23 protein-coding genes and 2 pseudogenes are annotated in these 23,287 nt (G+C 61.7%); 3 read left to right on the top strand and 22 right to left on the bottom strand.

The features are described from left to right. Nucleotides 1-2 precede the first annotated feature (2 nt). From GN300_RS09925 to GN300_RS09905, 5 genes and pseudogenes are all read right to left on the bottom strand, one after another. Nucleotides 3-527 carry a nucleotide exchange factor GrpE gene (locus GN300_RS09925; protein WP_063315411.1) on the bottom strand — a complete coding sequence of 175 codons (525 nt, stop codon included), beginning with the start codon at nt 525-527 and terminating at the stop codon, nt 3-5. A gap of 8 nt (nt 528-535) precedes the next feature. Beyond that, complete coding sequence (gene dnaK / locus GN300_RS09920; protein WP_007735554.1) at nt 536-2,410, bottom strand: molecular chaperone DnaK; 1,875 nt, start codon at nt 2,408-2,410, stop codon at nt 536-538. Nucleotides 2,411-3,482: 1,072 nt separating this feature from the next. Further along, nucleotides 3,483-3,896, bottom strand: coding sequence for a heme-binding protein (locus GN300_RS09915; RefSeq protein ID WP_063315412.1), 414 nt, complete (start codon nt 3,894-3,896; stop codon nt 3,483-3,485). After that, nucleotides 3,893-4,024 (bottom strand): annotated as a pseudogene (locus GN300_RS09910) (DJ-1/PfpI family protein); the annotation flags it as partial. The gene GN300_RS09915 and the pseudogene GN300_RS09910, both read right to left, overlap by 4 nt. An 85-nt stretch (nt 4,025-4,109) precedes the next feature. Then, complete coding sequence (locus GN300_RS09905) at nt 4,110-5,249, bottom strand: glutathione-independent formaldehyde dehydrogenase (protein WP_063315413.1); 1,140 nt, start codon at nt 5,247-5,249, stop codon at nt 4,110-4,112. A gap of 350 nt (nt 5,250-5,599) precedes the next feature. Between GN300_RS09905 and GN300_RS09900 the strand changes: the two genes are divergently transcribed. Continuing rightward, nucleotides 5,600-5,896 carry a putative quinol monooxygenase gene (locus tag GN300_RS09900; RefSeq protein WP_020971354.1) on the top strand — a complete coding sequence of 99 codons (297 nt, stop codon included), beginning with the start codon at nt 5,600-5,602 and terminating at the stop codon, nt 5,894-5,896. Between the two features lie 1,936 nt (nt 5,897-7,832). On the opposite strand, the gene GN300_RS09895 is transcribed toward GN300_RS09900, so the two are convergent. Next, a complete protein-coding gene (locus GN300_RS09895) occupies nt 7,833-8,360 on the bottom strand; it encodes an AAA family ATPase (protein ID WP_063315415.1) in 528 nt (175 codons plus the stop codon). Between the two features lie 285 nt (nt 8,361-8,645). On the opposite strand from GN300_RS09895, the pseudogene GN300_RS09890 reads away from it, so the two are divergent. Together GN300_RS09890 and GN300_RS09885 are read left to right on the top strand one after the other, a co-directional pair. After that, nucleotides 8,646-8,787: pseudogene (locus GN300_RS09890) on the top strand (ribbon-helix-helix protein, CopG family); the annotation flags it as partial. 50 nt (nt 8,788-8,837) lie between these two features. Continuing rightward, nucleotides 8,838-9,023, top strand: a complete 186-nt coding sequence (locus tag GN300_RS09885) for a toxin (protein ID WP_374229161.1) — start codon at nt 8,838-8,840, stop codon at nt 9,021-9,023. 196 nt (nt 9,024-9,219) lie between these two features. On the opposite strand, the gene GN300_RS09880 is transcribed toward GN300_RS09885, so the two are convergent. The 16 genes from GN300_RS09880 to GN300_RS09805 form a co-directional block, all read right to left on the bottom strand. Beyond that, a complete protein-coding gene (locus GN300_RS09880) occupies nt 9,220-9,741 on the bottom strand; it encodes a hypothetical protein (RefSeq protein WP_139799841.1) in 522 nt (173 codons plus the stop codon). Further along, on the bottom strand, nt 9,738-11,972 hold the full coding sequence (locus GN300_RS09875) for a hypothetical protein (protein WP_197487708.1): 2,235 nt from the start codon (nt 11,970-11,972) through the stop codon (nt 9,738-9,740). The genes GN300_RS09880 and GN300_RS09875 overlap by 4 nt, the downstream gene beginning before the upstream one ends. Beyond that, a complete protein-coding gene (locus tag GN300_RS09870; protein ID WP_233405612.1) occupies nt 11,969-12,373 on the bottom strand; it encodes a hypothetical protein in 405 nt (134 codons plus the stop codon). Before GN300_RS09870 ends, GN300_RS09875 begins: the two co-directional genes overlap by 4 nt. A gap of 119 nt (nt 12,374-12,492) precedes the next feature. Then, nucleotides 12,493-12,897: a hypothetical protein gene (locus GN300_RS09865; RefSeq protein ID WP_063315417.1), complete on the bottom strand. Its 405-nt coding sequence runs from the start codon at nt 12,895-12,897 to the stop codon at nt 12,493-12,495. Nucleotides 12,898-13,017: 120 nt separating this feature from the next. Continuing rightward, a complete protein-coding gene (locus tag GN300_RS09860; RefSeq protein WP_156511703.1) occupies nt 13,018-13,713 on the bottom strand; it encodes an MspA family porin in 696 nt (231 codons plus the stop codon). 730 nt (nt 13,714-14,443) lie between these two features. Continuing rightward, a complete protein-coding gene (locus tag GN300_RS09855) occupies nt 14,444-14,923 on the bottom strand; it encodes a hypothetical protein (protein WP_143542718.1) in 480 nt (159 codons plus the stop codon). A 30-nt stretch (nt 14,924-14,953) separates the two neighbouring features. After that, the gene (locus GN300_RS09850) at nt 14,954-15,331 is read right to left on the bottom strand and encodes a hypothetical protein (RefSeq protein WP_063315419.1); all 378 of its coding nucleotides are present in this window, start codon (nt 15,329-15,331) and stop codon (nt 14,954-14,956) included. Between the two features lie 136 nt (nt 15,332-15,467). Beyond that, nucleotides 15,468-15,968, bottom strand: a complete 501-nt coding sequence (locus GN300_RS09845) for a helix-turn-helix domain-containing protein (protein WP_063315420.1) — start codon at nt 15,966-15,968, stop codon at nt 15,468-15,470. Nucleotides 15,969-16,025: 57 nt separating this feature from the next. Next, nucleotides 16,026-16,454 carry a hypothetical protein gene (locus tag GN300_RS09840; protein ID WP_139799842.1) on the bottom strand — a complete coding sequence of 143 codons (429 nt, stop codon included), beginning with the start codon at nt 16,452-16,454 and terminating at the stop codon, nt 16,026-16,028. A gap of 54 nt (nt 16,455-16,508) precedes the next feature. Further along, nucleotides 16,509-16,688, bottom strand: a complete 180-nt coding sequence (locus tag GN300_RS09835; RefSeq protein WP_054188352.1) for a hypothetical protein — start codon at nt 16,686-16,688, stop codon at nt 16,509-16,511. A gap of 191 nt (nt 16,689-16,879) precedes the next feature. Beyond that, a complete protein-coding gene (locus tag GN300_RS09830) occupies nt 16,880-17,272 on the bottom strand; it encodes a limonene-1,2-epoxide hydrolase family protein (RefSeq protein WP_223257862.1) in 393 nt (130 codons plus the stop codon). A gap of 44 nt (nt 17,273-17,316) precedes the next feature. Beyond that, nucleotides 17,317-18,453 carry a PDR/VanB family oxidoreductase gene (locus GN300_RS09825; protein WP_063315422.1) on the bottom strand — a complete coding sequence of 379 codons (1,137 nt, stop codon included), beginning with the start codon at nt 18,451-18,453 and terminating at the stop codon, nt 17,317-17,319. Next, the gene (locus tag GN300_RS09820; protein WP_063315423.1) at nt 18,450-19,355 is read right to left on the bottom strand and encodes a metal-dependent hydrolase; all 906 of its coding nucleotides are present in this window, start codon (nt 19,353-19,355) and stop codon (nt 18,450-18,452) included. The genes GN300_RS09825 and GN300_RS09820 overlap by 4 nt, the downstream gene beginning before the upstream one ends. A gap of 78 nt (nt 19,356-19,433) precedes the next feature. Further along, complete coding sequence (locus GN300_RS09815) at nt 19,434-20,087, bottom strand: TetR/AcrR family transcriptional regulator (RefSeq protein ID WP_050654926.1); 654 nt, start codon at nt 20,085-20,087, stop codon at nt 19,434-19,436. 40 nt (nt 20,088-20,127) lie between these two features. Continuing rightward, nucleotides 20,128-21,318, bottom strand: a complete 1,191-nt coding sequence (locus tag GN300_RS09810) for a CaiB/BaiF CoA-transferase family protein (protein ID WP_063315424.1) — start codon at nt 21,316-21,318, stop codon at nt 20,128-20,130. A gap of 2 nt (nt 21,319-21,320) precedes the next feature. Continuing rightward, complete coding sequence (locus GN300_RS09805) at nt 21,321-23,270, bottom strand: NAD(P)/FAD-dependent oxidoreductase (protein WP_063315425.1); 1,950 nt, start codon at nt 23,268-23,270, stop codon at nt 21,321-21,323. Between the last annotated feature and the right edge of the window lie 17 nt (nt 23,271-23,287).

The following is a 23,287-nucleotide window of genomic DNA, read 5'->3' as shown; positions in this document are numbered from 1 at the left end:
GCTCACCCCTCTGGGCGGCTGACGACCACCGCGGCGGGCCGCAACTGTCGCCCGTCCTCTCCATAACCCGGGCGCAAGACCTCGACCACGGTCCCGGATGGAAGGTCGGGTCGGGTTACCACACTGACCACTTCGTGGAGTTTCGGGGAGAACGGCACACCGGCCTCGTCGTGGCGCTCGAAGCCGAGTCGTGAGAGCACCTGTACCGCCTGGTCCCGGATCGCCTTCACACCTTCGACGACGGCCTGCGGATCGCTGCCTGCGTGTGCAAGCGCAAGCTCCAAGTTGTCCAGTATCGGCAGCCACGCCGCCGAAACCTTCGCTACTTCCGCGGCGCGTTCACGGTCCAGATCTTTGGCGTATCGCTTGCGCAGGTTGTCCAGATCTGCGACGGCCCTGCGCCAACGGTCCTCGAGTTGAGACAGCTCGTCTGCCGTCTCGGCGCGATCGGACTCGGTCTTGCTTTGATCCGTGTCGGCGCTGTTGGTAGTCGGCTCAGTCGTCGAATGATCTGCAGACATTTCCATCGTGCGCCTCAGCTTCGATCGAATTCGGCGTCGATCACGTCGCCGTCATCCGACGACGCAGCATCAGCGCCGCCTGCTTGGCCGTCGTCCGACTGGTCCGGCACAAGTCCGTAGAGCAACTGTTGCAGCTCCGAGGTGAGTGGCTGAACCTCCGCGGGTGAAGCGCCGTCCTGCACGGCCTTTCGGGCGTCGGCAACCAGCATCTCGGCCCGCGCCTTCTCATGCGGCGGGGCACTGTCACCGAGTTCGGCGAGTCGCCGCTCCACTTGATACGCAACCGAATCGAGCCCGTTGCGCGCGTCGACCGCCTTGCGCAGCGCCTCGTCCTCACCCCGGTTCCGTTCGGCCTCCGCCAACATGCGCTCGACCTCACCCTGATCAAGGTTGCCCTGTTCACTGATCGTGATGCTCTGTTCCTTGCCGGTATCCTTGTCGCGAGCGGTGACGTTCAGGATGCCGTTGGCGTCGATGTCGAAAATGACTTCCACCTGGGCCTCGCCACGTGGCGCGGGGCGGATGTCTTCCAGCCGGAACCGGCCCAGCACCCGGTTGTCGGCCGCACGTTCGCGTTCGCCCTGCAACACCACGACGTCTACGGCGGACTGATTGTCTTCCGCCGTGGAGAACACTTCGCTGCGCCGTGCCGGGATCGTCGTGTTCCGCTCGATGATCTTCGTCATCACCCCGCCCTGCGTCTCGACGCCGAGGGACAGTGGGGTGACATCGAGTAACAACACATCGGAAACCTCGCCTTTGAGCACGCCTGCCTGGACTGCGGCTCCGAGGGCAACGACCTCGTCCGGGTTGACGCCCATGTGGGGGTCCTTGCCGCCGGTCAGCCGGCGAACCAGCGCCTGTACAGCCGGGATACGTGTCGAACCGCCGACCAGTATCACTTCGTCGATGTCGTTGGCGGCGACCTTGGCGTCACTCATGGCCTGCTTCACCGGGCCGAGGCACCGTTCCACCAGATCGGCAGTCAAATCATCGAACTTCGATCGCATGATCGTAGTGGTGAGATGTTTGGGACCATTCGCGTCAGCGGTAACGAAAGGCAGGTTTACCTGGGCCTGGGTCACCGAGGACAGCTCAACCTTTGCCTTCTCCGCGGCTTCGAACAGTCGTTGCAACGCCTGCGCATCCTTACGCAGATCGATGTTCTCCGCGCGCTGGAATTCGTCGGCGAGGTAGTCCACCACGCGTCGATCGAAGTCGTCGCCGCCCAAGTGGGAGTCGCCGGCCGTGGAACGAACCTCGACTACCCCCTCTCCGACGTCCAGCAGGCTCACATCGAAGGTTCCGCCGCCGAGGTCGAAGACCAGTACGGTTTCGTGGGTCTGTTTGTCCATGCCGTACGCGAGTGCCGCAGCGGTCGGTTCGTTGATAATCCGCAAAACCTCGAGGCCTGCGATACGGCCGGCGTCCTTGGTGGCGTTTCGTTGCGCGTCGTTGAAGTAGGCAGGAACAGTGATGACCGCTTCCTTCACCTTCTCACCGAGGAACTTGCTCGCGTCGTCGACGAGCTTGCGCAGCACGAGAGCGCTGATCTCCTCTGGTGCGTATTTCTTGCCGCGCACGTCGAAGCGGGCCTCACCGTTGTCACCCGCTACGACGTCGAAGCTGACCGCTTTGGCTTCCTCGGAGATCTCGTCGTAGTGGCGTCCGATGAAGCGTTTCGCCGAGTAGATCGTGCCCTTCGGATTCAAGATCGCCTGCCGTCGGGCAAGCTGGCCCACCAGACGCTCACCGTTCTCGGTGAACGCCACCACCGAAGGCGTCGTCCGTGCTCCCTCCACATTGGAGATGACCACCGGCTCGCCGCCTTGCCAGCTTGCGATGACCGAGTTGGTTGTGCCCAAGTCGATGCCTACAGCAGTTGTCATGACTCAATTCCTTTCGATCGGCCCGGCCGTTGAGCAAGTGCGATTCCGCCCGCAACTTCGCTCGATGTCGGCAAGGACTTCGTAGTTCCCTGGTTTTGGCGAGTGGATTGGGTGAAGTCACGGAGACCGAGCAGGGCGCCGATAACGGCGCCCGACACCAATCCGTGGATGGCGGGCGTGAGGCTCGAGAGCGGCCGAGGGTAAGGGTTTCCGCCACTGTGCTTTGACATCACGCCCCTCAGCGTTGATGTTGTGGGGTTCGCCGGGCCTGTGTGTACTGACAGGGCCCGACCGCCGGTCAACCGGTTGAGCTCACGAACCACCCAGCCATGATGAGTCTTTTCGTCCACCTAAAGGGCGTCAACAACATTCGCCTGATGGGCGGGGCGCAACGGGGCAGTGGCGACCACACCTGCCCTTGATCGAAGATGCCCGCCGGAACCCGATCGAAGCGGCCATCGCATGAAACTCCGAGTATCGGCTTCGACACGAAAACTCGAGTGTCGGCCGCTACTGCGGTACGTCCACACTACCGCGGCGCATGCAAAAGGAGAACTCCCTTTGCGAAAGATCGTCACAGTCAGTGAACAGCAGCTCCGTTGAACCCGGACGAGATTCATTGTAGTTCTATCGAATCTCCTTGTGACAGAAAGGTAATGAGCCACTACTGGTCGGTTCCAATTGGTTGCGAGTAGGTGGCGCACACCCGCGTGCTGCACGGTTCAACGTCCCGTTCTGTGGCTGGTCAACAGACCGCTCAGGCGGGAGCTATTGCAATTCAACATGTGTCGGCCACCGTCACTACGGGACTTACGTGGTTCTCGTCTATTCCTGTGCTACATCCTTTGGCAGGATTTCGATCAAGGGGTCGGTTTGCTCTCGCCCCCGTGGTGGCGCAGGTGTGCCAGGTCTGGCCGTGGTTGTGTTCGTCTCGGCTCGGAGCCGCCTCAGGGATGCAGTACGACTTTGGTCCAACCGTCGTCGTGAGCGTCGAAATGCTGGTCGCCGGATTCGGTTTCGCCGAGCGGGCCTGGCCGGCGTCAATTCACCTGACGCGCGGATGAAACAGAGCTCACAGCGCCGCCACGACCGCCTCGGCGACGGTCTTGTCCTGCTCCCCGGTGCCGCCGCTGACGCCGACAGCGCCCACGACCTGGCCGTTGTGCCGCAGAGGCACACCGCCTGTGAAGATCATGATGTGTCCGCCGTTGGAGGCGTGTATCCCGTAGAACTGCTCGCCCGGGCCCGCGTTGGCCGCGAGGTCCTCGGTCGAGACGTCTAATGCCCGCGCGGTGAACGCCTTGTTGATCGAGATGTCGATGCTGGCGATCCAGGCACCGTCCATTCGCACGTGAGCCACGAGGTTGCCGCCGGCATCGACCACCGCAATGTTCGACGGCGACTCGATCTCGGTGGCTTTGGCCTGTCCTGCGGCGATGACCCGCTGCGCATCGTCGAGGGACACCGAGGTCTGGTTCACGGTCATGACGCACCTGCCCCGAACTTCGCGAACTGCTCGACGATGGCCTGACGGAACGCAGGAAGGTCGTCGGGCGAGCGGCTCGAGATCAGGTTCCCGTCGATCGCGACCTGTTCGTCTACGACTTCTACTCCTCCGGCCCCGTCGGCAGTCGATCTCGCTATCTGCTTTCCCTGCAGTGGCATTGGCATCGTTGTGCTCCTCTCGGTTCTGGCCGTGTCAGGGATGCAGGACGACCTTGGTCCAGCCGTCGTCGCGAGCGTCGAAGTGCTGGTAGCCGGATTCGGCTTCGGCGAGCGGGAGTTCGTGGGAGATGATCCAGGAGGGCTTTGCCCGGTCTTGGTGGATGAGGTCGCGCAGTTGCCGGTTGTAGTGTTTGACGTTCGCTTGTCCGGTGCCGATCTTCTGGCCCTTGAACCAGAATTTGCCCATGTCGAAGGCGATCTTGCCGTTGCGCTCGAGTTCGTCGGGGCCGTTCTGGTCCTGGGGAAGGAAGATGCCGACCACCCCGATGTGGCCGGTGAAGCGCACCGAATCCACGAGCCGGTTCATCGTCATGGCGGCGTCCTCGTGGCCTTGCGGGTCGTGTGCCTGATAGCCGACGCACTCGCACCCCTTGTCTGCGCCTTTCCCGTTGGTTTGCTCGAGGACCTGCTCGACGGGGTCGCCCTTCGAGTCGTCGATGGGGACGACGCCGATCTCTTCGGCCAGGCGTAGCCGGTCGGGGTGGCGGTCGACGATCATCACCTTGCTCGCTCCCTGGATCATCGCCGAATACGCGGCCATCAAACCGACTGGGCCAGCGCCGTAGACCACCATCGAATCGCCGGGTTGCATGTCGGCCAGGCGGGTGCAATGCCATCCGGTGGGAAAGATGTCCGACAGCATCACGTAGTCGGTTTCCTTGTCCTGGGCATCCTCGGGCAGTCGCAGACAGTTGAAGTCGCCGAACGGCACTCGCAGATATTCCGCCTGTCCGCCCCAGAACGGGCCCATCCCCGCGAAACCGAATGCAGCGCCGGCCATCTTCGGATCGGGGTGCACCGTCAGGCAGAATGCGGTCAACCCTTCCTCACAGTTTCGGCAGAAGCCGCAGCCGATGTTGAACGGCAAGCACACTCGATCCCCTGGCGATACTTTGACCACTGCATTGCCGACTTCGGCGACGATGCCCAAGTTTTCGTGACCGAGGACCATTCCGGGCTCCAGATCGGTGCGGCCTTCGTACATGTGTAGATCCGACCCGCAGATGTTGGTGCTCGTGATCTTCACCAGCACATCTGTCGGATTCTCGATCCGCGCATCGGGCACGTCCTTGACGTGGACCTCTCGAGGCCCGTCGTATACAAGCGCTTTCATCGCGGCACTCCCTTGTCTTGTAGCTGCGGCTTTCCGGTTTATCTCGTCGGCCGCAGGCGTCCACGCGTGAGCGACCGACCGAATGAATCGTGCTGTTCGGGGAAGGTCCACGGCGCGCAGAAGTGAAGACCGCACCAAAATGTCGGCGCACCAACATTTTTCCTGCCATCGACGCAACTGCGGCTGCATCCAGGCATCGCATTCCCTTACCATGGAGTCTCCTCCTTCGGCTCCACGATCGCTAGGGGGTTGGGATCGGTTTCCTCGAACGGTGGGTTTGGGTACCTTCCATTAACCGATGGATGGTGTGATGCTTGACAGTGTTCACCACCTCGAAGAGGAGATCCGATATGGCCACCAAGGCGCTGCTGGTCCGACTTGAAGCGAAGCCCGGCAAGGAAGAAGCGGTCGAGGAATTCCTCCGATCGGCACTGCCGCTCGTCGAGCAGGAGCCCGGCACGAAACCCTGGTTCGCGGTGCGGTTCGGGCCCTCGTCGTTCGGCATCATCGACGCATTCCCGGACCAAGCTGCCCGCGAGACACATCTCAATGGTCCGGTCGGCAAGGCCCTCGGCGAACGCGCCGACGAACTCTTCGCTGCGCCGCCCGAAATCAGCTACCTCGACGTTCTCGCTGAAAAAGTCTGAACAACCGACTGGAAAATGTCTTGTCGATGGCGGTCACATTCGGTTGTGAATACAGTTGTGCCACAGCCATACCCGAATCACGGTAGCTTTGCCGGCGTGCGCGGCTGTGGCGTACTGTCCGTCGCTCGCTTCCGCCCAGGTATCGGTAGATCACGAGCAGGGCACTCAGTCGAGCCAACTCGCTACCCGTGTAGGAAGAGCATTTCAAACTCGTTTCATTGCAAAGTGTTTCGAGTTTGAGGTGACCTGCCTGGAGTGAAGTAGGACTCCTTGTTCTTGGAGGAGGGCTTAGTGGAGCACCACGGATCATCGAGCAAGGACGATTGGTGCTAGTCCTGTTGGAAAGATGGTCATAGACGATGGCAAAGGTGAGGTCGGATGGATTCACCATCACCGTGCGCCGGTCACCGACCTGGGGTAGCACGTTACCTTTGGGTGCCTCGCAGTCAGCGTCGAACGTGTCCAAACCCGGGCCGCTGATACGGACGGTCAGTTCGGCGGTGTCTTGGCCCTCGTTGAGGTCCCGGATGCGGTTGACGGCGAAAATTTCTGCAGTCGCTGCAATACCGACGGCCCGGAATCGCTTTCCTCCCAGCGCCATCCATAGGTACTGACTGCAAGCCCGATTCCGATCGGGAAGGTAAAGACTCCCCACTACACGGCCGGTCGATCGAGTACGTCATCATCCCGGCGGCGAAACCGATGAGTTCGACCTGCCGCGGTTTGTCCGTGTTCTTGTTGGACAAACCGACACCCTAAGTGAGGGGGTGGTTTTCGGGTGGCTGTTTCAGGATTGAAAAGCGGTGATGCCGCGTCCCCGTGTGGTTGGCGTCGGAGCGGTGTGAGTCCGGATTGCCGTGGACTGAATATTGTTGCAGTCGTTAGCTGTTCGCCGTTTGATGCGATCTCGTTGTGTGCGGTTTTGTTGGTTGCCGACCATATCATGTTGCCGTTGTTGCAAAGCGCCAGTAGGTGTTTGTTGGCATCAACGACGGCTGAGGTTGGAAACGACATGGACGATCTCCGCTGGCAAATTATGTAAGGGGTGGTGGGTGCCCCTTGGAGCGCTCGGAATGCTCGTGGGAAGTCGCGGCCACACCTGTTGCCACAGAACCATGGCGATAGGTCACCTGTCGGGTCGGGGCCTGGTGCTGGAAAGGTTCGAACCTAGTCAACAGTTTCCGTCGGCAGTCACTCCCGGTCCTCGACACACTGGTGAATCCTGACACCCCGTGCCTCGTTCGTAGCTCCGTTGCTAACGGTTTCATCCCGTCGAGTCCAGGGAGAGGGGCAGTGTTGACCGACTGCTGGTGGATTGTTCTAGCTGTCGAAAAGGCCATCTTTGCCCGGAATTTGAGCGCCAACTGTCGCGTAGTTTTTCGAAAGTCGCAGGTTGATCTGACAAATAGATCGGAATCTACAGCCGCCATCGCCTGAAGGTTGGACAAGAATCGGTCGTGGTGGGATTCGGGGCGAGCACCAGCGATTATGTCGATGTTGGGCGGCTGCCGAGCGGTTACGGTGTTCGTCGAATCAGTCTCGGAGCCCGACGAACATCCGGCCACGACAAGTGCGACCGTAGCGAGAATCGCAACAGAAAGGATGGGTACGCGGCGACTGTCACGCTGGACTTCCGTTTCCTCGGTTTCGCGAAAATTGCCAGGACAACCGGCTCTCAGAATTCACTCTGAGCCACGAGATGCCTGTTTTCGATACCTTCCGCCAGAGAGTGAGCCCGGGAACGCGCGTTGGTGAGCAGCGCTCTGCGGGGCGGCAAACTGAAGGGGCGTCAGCACCAGCTCACCCGAGAAGACGTACATCCCTTGCGATTTTAGAGACCGGCCAGCCCACAAATCGAAGTTTCGCCAGGTCGATCACCACGAGTAACGATCAGTGCCAGCATCTTTCGAACGCACCCAGCTCGACGATTCCGGTGTCACTGCAAAGCCGAGAGAACCGTGTCGACCCGACCACGGAGTGGGCCGTCAAGCTCGACAACTACCAGGGAGTCACACACCTGCATCGGATCGGCGTACACCAAATCCAGCAACGCGGCGTTCACCGCGCGCTGCAGCTCCGGCATCCCCACCGCAGGCAACTTCTGCACTGTTTCGACGGTAATCGGCACCACGACCAGCACGTCGAGAGTACGTAGCGCGGACCTCACAATCGCCGCCTCAATTTCTGCCTCCGGATCGACACCACACGCCGACAAGTACGCCAGGAAGTCGAGCGGCGTGCGATCGAATACAACACCAGAAGAAGGTGTAGTCAGCAAGCGCAGTGAACGACGAAGCTGCGCACGGTAATCATCAGCCGAGGGTGGAAACTCGAACTCGCGGCCCTCCTCTTCGAGCACGAAATACGGTTCATCGACCCGAATGTGTCCCGCGAGGCGGCCACACAACTCGTCGACCAGCGTGCTCTTGCCGGTCCCGTGCGGGCCGGATACTCCAATACGCATTAGTGGGGCCCTCTCGAAGAAAGTTACGGAACTACCCGTCAGTTGAGCACCCGTCGACCGCCGGCTCGATACCGACCCCTGGATGCCCGGACCCGCCACCAATTCTCGTTGCGCCTGGAGCGTCGACAGTCATAAGTGGGGCCGCCGAGGTTGCGGACGATACCCGACAGTTCACCACGTGCGGGAAGATCAGTGGCGCTCGTAGATGGCGAACCCGGCGTCGTGATCGCCCCGTTCGGGCGTGCATTTGCTCTGATGGACATCTCACTCGACCGCGACGGGCAGACCCTTGGCGTCGGTCCCGGCGCCGTAGTGCCCGTACAGATGGACGCCGCGTTACTCGCGGCGTTGAACGCGCGCGCAGAACAAGAACGTCTCCCGGTCCGAAGCGATCCGAGAAGCAGTGCGTGCCTGGACCCAGGCCGCTTGTAAGCACATAAGTCCACACTCAAACACGGAATCAGCGGAGACGCCGGCATCTACGCCGCACAGCACCACGTCTATGTCGCCGACCTGGACCACGACAATCCTGCCCGCCAGTTCCGGCTGGGCGTCGACCCGAACGGGCGTCTCTTAGAGCTGGTTGTGCTGCGCTACGACAGCGGAAACGAGCTACTCATACACGCCATGAAGGCCCGATCTCAAGACGTTGATCTCCTGTAATCGACCTCGTTCGCCGCGCGCGATGCAGGGAAAGTCGATCTGCTCGCCGGTTCGACGCAGAATTTCCCCGAAGTGAGCCATGTCGGATTCATGTGCCGCCGTCACCAACTTCGTCACGAAATCACATCCTTCGATATGGATTCCATCGTCAGCAAAATCGGGCTCACCTGCTATCGAAACCCTATGGAAGAACTCCTCAGTCGTTCGCAGGTTTGGTGTGGTGCTGGGTTCGGACAAGCCACGCGGCCAGTCGCGGCCTGAGATACTCGGTCTCTTCCTCGACATCCACCATGAGCTGTCCGAGTATCGCTGCCGAGTACAGTGTCAGGATTCCTCCGGGCACACGCGTCGCGATATCGGATTTGCCGAATGCGAAAAGCATGGTCTGCTCGACTTCTTCTTCGGTTATCTTGATAAACGAAACGACCTTTGGGTAGAGATCCTTGGACAGCTCTGATATTCGCTCGAAATCAATACCATGTGGAGATATCCGTTCGATCTCCAGAGATAACAGATACGAGACGTACACTCCCACGGTGTTCTCCCGGGGGCTGCGCTCGACAAGGTTGTCCATCTCGTCGAGTATGTTCTTGTACTCCGGCCGAACATTTCGGTCGTGGGTTTCGTGGAGCAGTCGCTTCGTCAAATCCCAAGCGTCTTCGTACACGCCGTCCCCTGACAGACCAATTTCCCCGACACGCGCGTAACCCATGGTCATTGTCCCTTCGGCTTGAGGAATCTGAATATTATCCGGGCGACGCGCTGTCCGACGTCTACCGCGAAGATCGTGGCCGGGATCAGCGGAGCCAAACCGGGACTTGACGGCGGAATGGGCTGAATTGCAGTGAAGGGTCCAGGTGCAGTGCCCATCGTCGTTTGTGTCTGGGACGGATTGACATATCCGGGCATCGATTGCTCGATGCGGTCGCCGAAGTTTCTGAAGGCGGTGCCACCTCTGGCAAGTGCCTCTGTCGGGGCGCCTTGCTGCTCGTACGGTGCGAACTGCGTCTTCGGATCGATGACCTCGGCGATGCCGTGAGCTTGCGAGGTAGGCACTCCTTGCGATCTCTCCGCAGCCTGCGCGACTTGCGTGTCGATCCGAGTGGCGCCGGCAGCAGCACGGGACGTGGCGCCGACTTCACCGGCCACACCAGTGACCACACCGAGAGCTGCATCTAATTGGAGCTGCCGCATCCAGTACCGGGGCCCATTCTGTTCCAGGGCCTCAATTCGTAAGAGCGATCTTCCTGCATCGGTCAGAGCACCGGAGGGATCACGGTTGTAACTGACCATCCCCTGACCGACGGACATCCCGAGACCGAGAAGATCCGAACCGGCCTCGGCCAGTCCGCTAATCCCGTTGCCACCAGTCACGTTTTGACTGAAACGGAGTAAGGATCCGAGATCGGAACCCATCTCGCTCAGCCAATCTCTGGTCGCGCGTTCTTCATCGGTCTGACGTTGCAACTCCTCGCGGTCGTTTACGGCCTGCACGGCCGCAGCTGCGGATTCGCGGTTGGCGTCCTCCTGCGCGGCCGCCATCGTGTCGCGGGCCTCGCCGGTGGGCACGATAGTGACCTCCAACTCGGCATCACCCGAATCGACAGGGTTGGTGTAGCTGGCGGTGGTGCCGTCACCCTGATCGACTGTCACTTCGGAGCCAGGTTTCATCGTGTCCTGGTTTGGTACGTACGCCGTATAGCCAGGATCCGGCGTGCCCACCACCGCGACGCCGTCCGGCTGCCCCGAGATCGCTTCCTGCCCGTTCGGCAGCGGGGTCGCCGTCAACGGCCGCCCGGTGGCGATGTTTTCTCCGCCGTAGGGGCCGTCCGCGAGGACCGGGTAGATCACGCCCGGGGTGGGGACCACGATTTGGTAGAGCTTGCCGTCACGGATCTCGTAGTAGGTGGGAACCGGATCGCCGTTGACGTCGTACGCCCACGCAGCGGCAACGGTGCCCTGCAAGTCTCCGTTCGCGTCGTAGACACCGACGGACCCGTCGTCGTTGATGCTCATGTGTCCGCCGGGTGGTACGTCGACCACCATTTGAGCTTCATGCGAGGAGGTTTCGTCGTGAATGAGGAAGATGGTGCGTTGTCCGCCACCTGGGTCGGGGATGACCACGACGTCCTGACCGCCGACGAAATACGGCATGAACGGTTTCGCGACCGTACCGACTACCTGGGAGAGAACCGACTCCCACGGGCGTGCGCTCACACGCGCACTGAACGGTCCCGGCCGCCCCCTCACTCCCATACCCGCAGCGGTGAACGCCGCGGCGCCGACCAACACGAGTTCGAGGTAGCGGTCGCGTCCGTCGTCTTCGTCGAGCACGGAGGGCGTCACAGACTGGGTCGATTCCTGCTGTCCGGGAGCAGTATTCGGCGTCAAGGCAGGAACGGGTCCGGGACCACGATCAGTGGTCGATGCCGGTGCGGTCGATCCAGCGGGTTGCGGCGTGGTCGGTGCAGGTTCGCTGGTGGTCGTCGGAACCGGGACTCCTGCAGGGTTCTCGATACCTGGTGGTGTCGGCGTATTCGGCTGTCCAGGCAGCGCGGCGCTGGGGACGGGGACGATGGGGGTTCCGTTGTAGGTGGGGAAGTTCGTCGGAGCGTTGGCTCCGACGTTGGGGCCGCCGCCCGGTGCTTGCGCACCGGGAAGTCCGACCGTTGTTGTCGGGGCGGCCGTCGGGGTCGTGGTGGGAGCGGTCAAGCACGGGTTGATGTACTCCGGCAGGATGGGTGCACCAGGTGGCAGCGACGCAATGAGATTCAGGTAGATCTGATGATCACGTGCCCGCACCGCTGCGCAGTCTTCTGCCGGTCCTGCGGAGGAGGTCGGGGCGAAGATCAGCAGCGCCAGCAGTGCGATCACCATTGCCGCGAGCACCACCACGGTGGAGATCACCGTGGTCGGTGAGGTGCGGTCGAACCGGCGCGCAGCCTTCACCGGCGATCACCCGTGTTCGACTTCTTCCGGAATTCGGCGATGAGTGTGTCTGCGCCCCAACAGAACACCCGTCCTGCGATCGACATCCACAGAAAGAATGCCAGATACACCAGAATCGTCCCGTAATCGGTGGCCCATCCTCCGAGGCGTCCGATCACCGCAAACGCCGCGATCAACAACGCGAGCCCGAATACGGTCGCGATCACAGCTTTCGACATCTGACTCAGTTCACTGTCGCGATCCCATCCCTGATCACCCGCACCGACTGCATCGCGGGGTAGGTCGGAATACACCGATGCCGGAGCTGCAATGGTTCCTGGCGGCACGTACGGCAACGCACGCTCAGCTGTGACGTCGCGGCGGGTGGGTGAAGTCATCGGGGCGTTCGGTGAGGTGGTCATCGGAGGTGAATGCCTTTCCCCGCCAACTAAAAACGCGGGACTTGAGATACCCGACACCGACCAAAAGAACGGGCGGTCACCGGGAGGAGATGCAGCAGTGGACAGGAAGAGGGTGCGCTCTACCAGGGGCAGTTGACGTACGAGGTAGCTCCGGCGAGCCACCCTCCTGCCGGCGGGAGATAGAACTGGTACGAGGCGCACCCGTTCGGATACTGGGCAGCAATTGCCGTCCGGCGCGCCAGGACATCAGCCGACACGTCGATCACGGTCTCCCACCCGGGAACGGGGATCATGACGTTCGCGTTCGAGAGTGCCGTCACGATTCCACTGTCGCGGGCCGCGACGGTCAAGGCGTGGCCCAGGGGAACCTGCACCACCGGTGCACCGTACTGCGCCGGAACCGGCCCCTCGAACATCACGGGAGCAGCCATTGCGGCTGGGGCGGTAGCGAGCAGAATCCCGCCGACAGCGAGTGATGCAGCCGCGGTCGTGGCTGCGATTTTCTTCGTGCGAGTCAAAGACATGATGCTCCTTTGATGGATGGAAAAGTGGAAAGTGTTGGGTAACAGCGCCAACGGCGGACCAGCACGGCAACCGAGATAGGCGATTGCGGGCGCGGAATGCCGTTGACGACAGTCCCTGCGTCAGAGCCAGGTGGGATCGGAGTACACGAACACACTGTTATCGGCCGTCGCCGTCGACACCGCGAACTGCGCGTACGAACGGATCGTGACCGGACCCATGCACGCATCGACCTTGACGTGCACGTTCTCCGCCGTGATCGAGGCTTTCGCGGCTTCGAGGTCCTTCTTGCCGAGCGGGATCGTGGTGATCGTGCCGGGGGCGATGGTGGTCTGGATGCTCGGGTTCACCGAGGCGTTCACGCCGATGTTCGCCGACGGAACCCCCGAAATGCTGACCCCGACGGACGGGCCGAGGGAAAAACCAAGTCCCACGCCGAGGCCGGAGGACACATCGATCTGGCAACCGATCTGCAACCCCTGCTCGACATAGCCCGTCTTCACCGCAGAATTGCCGGCTCCAGAGATGGTGCCGGTGACCTTCGCCGACACGAACCCCTCGCGAGTGAACGCTGTTGTCGCCAGGTTCGGGACCGGGTTCGCCGAAAGTTTGGTAGCCGCCAGATCCAACGTCCAACCGTCGTCGGTGACCGTGCTAGCAAACTTGTCCGGCAGCGCCGTCGGGGTCGCCGACGCACTGCCGGCGAACGCGAGAGAGCCAGCCATCAAAACTGACGACACTGCAGCACCCACACTCGCCGCCTTCCCGATGCGCCGCTGTCCTGACAACATGCGGGTCTCGGGGGTGCTGGTGGCCATGGTCGGTCTCCCGGGGGATGAGTAGATAATTCAGCAACCTGAGCGATTGCCAAAACTTAACTGTTACGTCTGACCGGGACGCTACGACACCGTCCCCATGTCCGACTAGCCTCCAATGCCCGAATCCATCCGCCGAAAGTCGTACTCGAAGTTACGGAAACATTTCCCGAACACTCGGACCAGGCGGTTTGTTCACGCGAAGGGTGTGACGAGCCTCATGATCACGAAATGGTGACCGCTGTTCAGGCTCAGTGATTGTTCGGCAACCCGGCCCTGGAAGACTGGTGACGCTCGATGCGAGGCTTATCTCGTCGGGTGGAGCGGCGTGGTCCGACTGCTGCTTCGGCAAATCGGCTGTAGCCCGGTGAGTCCGCGGGAACCTTCCGGCGTTGATCGGAGATACGCAGTCTCGCAGCGAGTTTCAGCAACAGTTCCAGCGAGGTCGCCGGTCCAGGGGATGGTGAAGAAGTGGCCGGGAGAGACGCCGAAGTAGTCGGCGGGCGCACCCACGACCTCATCGGACGGGCTCGTACGAACGCCGTTGCGCAACTGCGAGATACGGTGTCGAGACTCGGCAGCCACGCGCCCAGAAGATCCTGGCCGGCCACCACACACTGACTTCCTTCCGTCTGCTCCCGTCGTCGAGGTCAGGTTGCCGGCGAGGCAGGCAGATCCTGGGCAGGCGACGCACGAAGGGCGGCGACGCTCGCACAAGGGATGCTCGTGGTAGTCAACGAGCAGGGGTGAGTAGCAGTGTCATGGTGCGGAATTGTTGTTCGGCACTGGCTGCGAGAAATGCACACCGATCCGCGCTCATGCCCGAATCCGCAGCGTGCGTGTCTTTGTCGGCTGGGACGGCGCAGTCGAGGGAGATGAACCGGTCGACGCTGCGGTTGAATATCTCGATCGGTGAGGAACTCTGACCTGTCCACGCCCGCGCCAGACGAGACACCGACGATTCGTCGATACTTCGCACCAACGCGGACTTGCGACTCAGGGAGTCCGCGCACAACGATGCCTGGAAACGGCACGAGAATTCGACTTCGGTACCGAAGTCGGCGCACCCGGATGCGCACCGCTCACCCGCGCCGGCACTCAGGCTGTCGACGGAGCCGGCTCCTGGCGAGCAACCCGCTGACATGATCGCCGCGACAGCGAGAACGCCGATCGCACATCGGCGAACAACGGTGATACCGACACGGTGATGCACGGTTTCCTGCATACCGGGTTCAGCTGTTCTCTACCAGGCGCTTTCGGCGTTGAAGATGTTCCCCTGATTGATTGCGGGGTCGACGAGATACAACCCGACACGACCGCCGGGGTGTGAGGCCGCCTCGTCGACGAACTGATCGCCGGTGACCGGGGTCCATGCTCCGGTGTACCAGACGGAGTCGTGCGGCAACCCGACAGTCCAGGCGTCGCCGAATGCGGCGTTGATCAGATTGCCCGCGTTGATCTGGCTCGCGACGACCGTCTCGTGGTGATCGAGAATGACTCCGACGTAGCCGTTTCCCGATACCGGAGTCGCCGCCGAGGCAGAGCCTGCGCCGGCAATCGCCACAGCTCCAGCAGCCGCTGGGATGGCCAGAGCGGCAACGATCTTGAGTGCACGTGTCATCGAAAGGGCCTTTCTTCGTTCGGATCTAGTCAGGGGTCGAATCCGGGGTCTCGAAACCAAAATAGGTGGAGGGGCCCGTGCCTCCAGTGAACGCCATATGGCAAATAATCGGCAACCCTAAGGGCGCACTTGGGAGTCAGATCACATCGGTGGGATTGTTTCGCCGCGGTCGTGGTGCCGGTTTCGGTCGACCAGGTGTAGGACGTTGAGTCCGTGTGGGCGTCTTCCGGTGGTTTTCGGAGATGCATAGTGCGGCAGCCAGATTCGACAACAGTTCCAGTGAGGTCGCCGGGAGTCCTTTCGCGGCCCGGAGCAACTGTCTCAGTTCCTGGTCGGCGAGATGATCGACTATCTCCGCGTCCTCGTCGTGAACGCGCGCGCGATCGCCGGACCAGGGGATGGTGAAGAAATAGCCGAGAGGGACATCGAAGTAGTCGGCCAACGCCGACACCACCTCATCCGATGGGTTCGACCGAGCGCCGTGTCGAAGCTGGGAGAGATACGCTGTCGAGATTCGGCAGCCGCGTGCGAGAAGGCCTTGAGCCACAGCGACGTTCGTCAGGCGCCGATCGGAGCCGGAGAAGAGCTCGTTCAAGCGGAGTTGAAAGACGTTCTCGTCCGTCACACGGCCTACCATCGCGCCGCCACCTCAATTCTCTCGTTCCTATCCTGTGCTTGCCGAAGCGGTGCAGGCTTAGCAGATGAGCCAGTGGCCACTGGTCGAGGTCAACGACACGACCTTGCCGATCGAGGTCTCCGGAGCGTCATCCAGATGTCCGCGTACGGTCGCTGTGGCTGCAGATCCTTGGAGGGTGAGATACTCGACTGCATCGAGCGTGATTGCCGGCAGCACCTTTCCAGTGGTCGTGGTTGATACCTGCTTCTCGGCGCAGACGGTGGCAGCAACACCCTCGGACGAACCGGTACGGAGGGCATCGAGGTGAGATCGGATCACCGTGGTGATCTGCTCGGAGTCGGTGGGCATCTTCGACGACTGCCTGCCCTCGGTAGTGGGATCTGCTGAACCGATCGTGCATCCCGAGAGCAGCAGTGCTGCAAGGGCTCCGCCGAGGAGGATCGATTCCACCGATCGCCGGCGGTAGTGGTTTATGGGTGGATTCACCGAAACTCCTTCATTCGTGAACATGTTGCGCCCGGAAAGTCATCCAGCCGTCGGTCAGAAGACAAACGCGGCGGACAGCAGAGCAAGGCTGAGGACCGCGGTGGCATTGGCGGCGCGAACAAAGACGTACTGCTCCGCATCCTCGGCGCCGAGACACAGCGGGGTCAGCTGCAAGGCCAGAGACAACATCCCGGTGTCGTGTGCACCGAGAGCGAACAATTGTCGAGCATCCATCAGCGGTATCCAATCCCGTTGCAGTCCAAAGGAACAACGAGCTGGTCACATGCGCGAACGTAGACTCGGCGAGAGTTCTCCGTACCAGCGGCCGAACTCCTGAACCGAGGATGCAGTCGAGAAGCTGCAGGGGGAGATTTCAGCATCTGGTGAGGACTCCCCGGCAAAATGCGACACAAAACGTCGCTACTTCAGGTGGTTGGGCCGAATCGCAATCCGCGGAGCAGTCGGCGGTAGGAGAAGCGGTCGTCCCAAATGCGAAGCAGGCCGTTTGCGAATGTGTAGTGGCCGTCTACGTCGAGGTGCATGGCAAACCATCCGATGCGGATGATCTCTCGTCGCCGGGAGGACACGGTGTTGTGGTCGGTGGTCATCGTGAGCACTTCCACGACCTCGTACCTGGTGATCAGGCGAGAGACGATCGTGAGCGCCCGTTCGACGCGTTTGCTTCCACGCACGCTGGGCAGGCCGGTGTTGCGCCATTCGATGTCGGGATCGACGAGTGCGCGCACGGCATCGGCGTCCATTTCCTCCAGTGCGATCAGCAGGTCCACCACCCGCGATGTCAGTTGATCGTCGTTCAACAGGTACTCCGGTCGTCTGGAATTGTGTTTTCTCATCGGTGGATTCATGTGGTGACCGTCAGGCAGGGACTGTTGCTCCGCGAAACGCACAGGAGCATCTTGCCGGCGGCGCGCTCGGCTGGGCTCAACGAATTGTCACGATGATCGACGTCGCCGTCGCTGACGTGGACCATGCAGGTGCCGCAGAAGCCCTGACGACATGAATAGGGGGCTTTCGGGTTCACACGCAGCACCGCGTCCAGTGCGGTCTGGTCGGCGGCGACATCGATGACCTGACCGGTGCGAGCCAGTTGGATGCGGAAGGGTCGTCCATCGACGACCGGTGCGGCGGAGAAGCGTTCGGCGTGCACTTCCACACCGGGCTCGTTGCGCACACTAGCTGTGATCAGGTCCAGCATCGGGACCGGACCGCAACAGTAGATCGCGTCGCCGCTGCGGACATTCGGCGGGAGAAGATCATTCGCTGCGGGTAGGCCGTATTCGTCGTCGGTGCGGATGGTGACCCGATCACCAAACGGCGACAATTCCTCGAGGAACGGTAGTGTGCGGCGCTCGCGACCGACGTACATCAGCGACCAATCCAGGCCCATGCGCTCCGCCTCGCGGACCATCGGCAGTATCGGTGTGATGCCGATGCCACCCGCCACGAAGTGAACGCGCTTCGCGCGCTCGATTCGCCCGGGTTCGACGAACCCGAATGCGTTGCGTGGACCGCGAACGCCGACGACGGTACCGACTGGCAACTCGTCGTGCACCTCGTTCGATCCGCCGCCACCATCAGGAATCCGGCGTACCGCGATCCGGTAGCAGCGTCGATCGGCGGGATCGCCGCACAGCGAGTACTGACGTATCCGTCCCGAGGGCAGGTACAGGTCGAGGTGTGCCCCGGGATACCACCGTTCGAGGTCGCTGCCGTCAGGTGCTCGCAGTTCGAGACTGACCACGTCGTTGTCGGTGGCCACCGTCGTGCGCTCCGACACCGTGAGCGTTGTCTTGTACTCGTCGATCCGGTTTTCCGGTGGCTCGTCGCGATGAATCAAGACCGCCAACTTGACCTGCGTGGAGACCAGGACGTCCAGAATGCGCAGAATCGAGTCGCGGCGCTTGCCGCGACGTAGGTCGACCGGGATCTCGCGGGGGGCCGGCCACCGCTGTGTGAGTTCGGGCGCGTTGGGTGTCATGTGTTGACCCGCTTGGCCGCTGGCGATTGCGCGACGTAGGCGAGGGCCTGGGCGGTGGACCCCACACTGTCGGGGTGAAATCCCGGCACGAACGTCGACACACCGCTCCAGAACCATTTCGATACACCAGGCACCAGTCCGCGGCGTCCGGCGCGGACGAATTCCAGTAGCAATCGTGGATAACCGATGTTCGGCGTGTTGGGGTCGTTGCGGCTCAGATACATCGCAGCACGGAGCAACCACCCCAAAAAGATTGGCCACGTGATGATCATGGAGATACAGCGGCGAAAGTAGCCGACTCCGAAGTACGTGGCGACCTCGTGTGCCACGGCACGATGCTCGACCTCTTCGGCCCCATGCCACCGATAGAGGTCAAGCATCTGCGGATCCGCGCCGAATTTCTCCAAGTCCGCGTTCAACGCCCAGTCGCCCACGAACGCGAACATATGCTCCGAAGACGCGCAAATCCCGAGACGCTCGATCAGACGCTGCCGGACGGCCTGCGGATCGGAGTCGTCACCGATGCCCAAAGTTCTACGGAAGAAATACTGCATCTGGCGGTTGAACGGGGCCGGGTCGATCCCGTGCCGTGTGAACACCTGATTCATGACCTCGTCATGCGCCTCTGCGTGCAGCAGTTCTTGACCCATGAAACCGAGCATGTCCTCGCGAAGCTTCTCGTCGTGCACGTCCGGGAGGGCCTGCTCGAAGGCCTGGATCATCATCCGTTCGCCCTCCGGGATGACGAGGTTCATCGAGCTGAGGAGGTATGAGGCGATCGGCTCGTTCGGCAACCACACCAAAGGCGCTTTCTCCCAGTCGAAATCGACTCGCCGCGGACGGATCGCTACCCGGCCGGGCGGTGCGATCGGACTCTGTGTCAGTCCACTCGTAATTCGCATGACCACTCCTCATTCATAAGTACGCAGCAGTACTTATGAATGAGCATGGCGATCTACCCTTGGCTTGTCAACACCGGACTACGAAGGGTCGGACGAGAGATCCAGTACCCGTTCAAGGAAGGACATGATCGGCGCATGAAGATTCATGTACGAATTCGACCCGTCAACCACCTGGCGGTAGAACAACTCGTTGCAACCGCCGATCGCCGCGAGAAACACTTCACGCCCCGGGGCTTCTGAAGACTTGGACGAGTAGCCGACGAGCAATGCATCGGCGAGCAGTTCCACGTACTCGTTGCGCTTCGCCACCCCGGCCGGGCCGGCCACAGGTAGGTCCACCACCCAGGCTCGCACGAACTCCGGTTCGGACGAACACGTCTCGAGATACTTCTCGATGACAGCCGAAAGCTGTTCGTGTAGAGATAAATTGGCGGTCGAGCTTTGTGTCGAGGTGATGTTGGAGACGATCACCTCGATGCCGGCGTCGATCGCCGCGATCAAGCACGCTTCTTTGCTCTCGAACTGCTTGTAGAAAGCTTGACGAGACACCCTGGCACGCCCGACGACATCGGCGATCGTGGTCGAGGCGATCCCCTTCTCCGCCGTCGACGAGATCACCGCACGCAGAATGCGATCGCGTTGCGCGTCTTGGACCTCGTCCACAGCCAGTCGGCCGCGGCCACGCGGCAACCCGGGGAGGTCACGATCGAACGATCCAGCCAGCCTGCGCATACCGAAATCGTAGCCCGCCTGGCGCCATCGGTTCTCTCGCTCACCACGTCTGTGGACCAACCGCCATGCGAGTGGACCGATGTCGAGTGGAATTGCCCCCGTGGTGCTCTGAGGCAATTTCCCATCGCGACACGGTTGCGTCCAGTTCGTCGTTTCTCCGTGGTGGGGCTGCTCCCTGTGACGAGTCCATCCGTGGTGCGGCGGAGGGCATCGAAAAGCCTCCTGCATCGACGAAGGCCGTCCGCTGTATTGCATGGTCGTGGAGTGTTGCCTCGTGGAGTGTGAGCACGGGTGTGACACAAGCGTTCAGGCCGTCGAAGACCTCGACCCAGGCGTCTCGATCGTGTGTGGCGAAGGTTCTGCCGAAGCGTTCGGACAAGTCGTCCCAGTTCGATTGGTCCCAGCGATTCGGCAACGAGGCGGGATCCAATCCGAGTCCGAACACGAAGCGGTCGTAGTACACGTCTTCGAGGGCCCCTACCGCCATGTACCTGTGGTCTGCGCACTCGTACGCGCGGTAGAACGGGGCAGATCCGTCGAGGAGGTTGGTTCCACGACGGGCTGACCAGCGGCCGGCATGCTGCCACGACCGGACGAGCGCAGTCAACGAACTGGCGCCGTCGACCATCGCTGTATCCACCACCTGGCCTCGGCCAGTGCGTTCTCTTTCGTGCAGCGCGGCAAGTACTCCTACGAGCAGGAACATCGATCCGCCGCCGAAGTTCCCGACGTAGTTCAGCGGCGGTGACGGCGGCCCGGAAGCCGGTCCGAGCTGTTCGAGCGCGCCCGAAAGCGCAAGGTAGTTCAGGTCGTGCCCGGCTTCTCGGGCCATCGGTCCCTTCTGGCCCCAGCCACTCATTCGGCCGTAGATCAGCCCCGGATTGTCCTGCACGCAGATCTCGGAGCCCAGGCCGAGCTTCTCCATCGTGCCGGGCCGAGAGCCCTCCATCAGGACGTCCGCTCGGCCGATCAGCCTGCGCACCTTTGCGAGATCTTCGGTCTTGGTCAGATCTGCAGTGAGTTCGGTCCGCCCTCGGAGCATCCCCGCATTCGCATCGTCGATTCCGTCATCTGCTCCCATCGAGATGGGGCGCACGATGCGCACGACATCGGCGCCAAGATCTGCCAACATCAGACCGGCGTGCAGTAGCGGCCCTATGGCCTCCATTTCAATGACCCGGATACCCGACAGCGGCCCGCCGTGCACTCCGCCGGTGGCTTCGTCCTGCATGATCACCCTCGCGCGGTCGGAGTCGGGACCGACTCGGAGCGTGCCGGCTCGGTACGAAAATCTGCCGGGTCGACTCGGTAGGTCATGGCCCAGTAGTCGTTGATCCGCCACGGAAGGACCGACACGACGCGACCGTCCGGGTTTCGGTACCAGTTCTCCATTGCCGGATGGGTCCAGACCATCTGTGCGTGCTGTCGGTCGACGGCCTCGTTGTATCGATCGTTGACCTCGGCCCGGCACTCCATCGCGCCGAGGTTTTCCGATTGCATCAACTTCAAGGCATCCATGATGTAGCGGACCTGACATTCCAGGATCGTGATGAAGCTCCCCCCATGTCCCAGGCCGGTGTTCGGTCCGGTCATGACGAAGAAATTGGGGAAGTCAGGAACTGTGATCCCCAGATAGGCGCGCGCGTCGTGCTCGCCCCAGATTTCTCCGGTGGACCGGCCGGATCGACCGACGATGTCCATCGGGTAAAGAACGCGCACACTGTGGAAACCCGTCGCCATGACAATGACGTCCAGCTGGTGCTCGACGCCGTTCGTGTCGACGAGTCCAGAAGGTGTCAGGGCGTCGACTCCGTGGGGCACCAGTGTGACGTCGGGCTTACGAAGCATCGTGAACCAGCCATTGTCCAGCAGCATTCGCTTACCAAAGGGCGGATAGTCCGGAAGAGATGCCTCGATCAGATCTGTTCGATCACCCAGCTGATCGCGGAGATAGCGTTCGTAGAACTTGCGATGACCATGGTTGGTCGCATTGATCGAGGCGCTCGGCTCTGGCCAGTCGGGGTCGACCTGGAGGGACGAGTACACCTTGTCGTTGAAGATCCACGACAGACGCGCCCGGTACCACTCGCGATAGCCGGGGATGTTGTCCATCAGCCAGTGGACGCCGTCGTCGATGGTCGTGAAGTAGTCGTCGTTCGGTGCGATCCACTGTGGTGAGCGCTGGAAGATCGTCAGCGATCCGACACGATCCGCGATGGCCGGGCCGATCTGCATAGCACTGGCTCCGGTACCGACGATGCCCACTCGCTTTCCACGGAGCGACTCGGGATCGTCGAGCTCGTTCGGCCACTCGGCGGAGTGGAAGAGGCGACCACGGAAGGTCTCGATTCCCGGTAGATGCGGGATCTTGGGACGATTGAGCAGACCGACCGCGCTGATCAGGATGGGAGCCTCGAGGGTCTCCGGCGCCTCACCTGGTCGCTGGACGGACACACGCCAACTCTGTTTCGACTCCTCGAACTCGGCGCGCGTCACCTCATGGCGGAAGCGGACATTGCGCCGGATGTCGTTGGCCTCCGCAAAGTCCTCGAGATATCCCTGAACCTCGTCGCGCTTGCCGAAGTGGGTCGACCAGTTACGAGGGAACGACGAGATCGAGTAAAGGTGGCTCGGTGTATCAACTCCGGCGCCCGGATAGCGGTTCTCCCACCATGATCCGCCGACGTCGTCGTTCTTCTCCAGGATCACGTGAGGGATTCCAGCGCGGGTGAGCTCGACGGAGGCCAGCATCCCCGCGATGCCGGCTCCGATCACGATGGCGTGGAGTCGCTCGTCGCACTTGGTGGTGGCAGGCTTGATCTGCGGACCATTGACTATCTCCGCCATCATCGGCGCGAAGTCCGGCGGCACGGTCTCGCTGCAGGTGAAGTTGAGGATTCGCTCGACTTCCGAGCTGTCCAGCGTCCGCCGGGACGGCTCGTCCAGCGTCCACCAGCGTTCCACTGCGTCGATCAACGCGCTCCGGATTTCGGACTGAACGTCCTCCGGAAGTCCTCCCGTGGAGTTGTCATCCATGCCCCGACTGCGCGTGGGTTGATAGCGGGGTGCCACCCACCGCTCATCGGCGGTCAGCTCCAGCAACACGGCGAGCATGGTCGGAACGTTGCCCCGTAACACCGCCGAACGCAGGTGGTCACGGTCCAGGTCAGTGACGATAGTCATGTCATGCAGGCTAACAG

Source organism: Rhodococcus sp. Ni2, from assembly GCF_021352185.1.
Taxonomy (GTDB): domain Bacteria; phylum Actinomycetota; class Actinomycetes; order Mycobacteriales; family Mycobacteriaceae; genus Rhodococcus_F; species Rhodococcus_F qingshengii.
The sequence above is the reverse complement of the archived record's forward strand: the minus strand, read 5'-3'. Positions and strand labels throughout refer to the sequence as shown.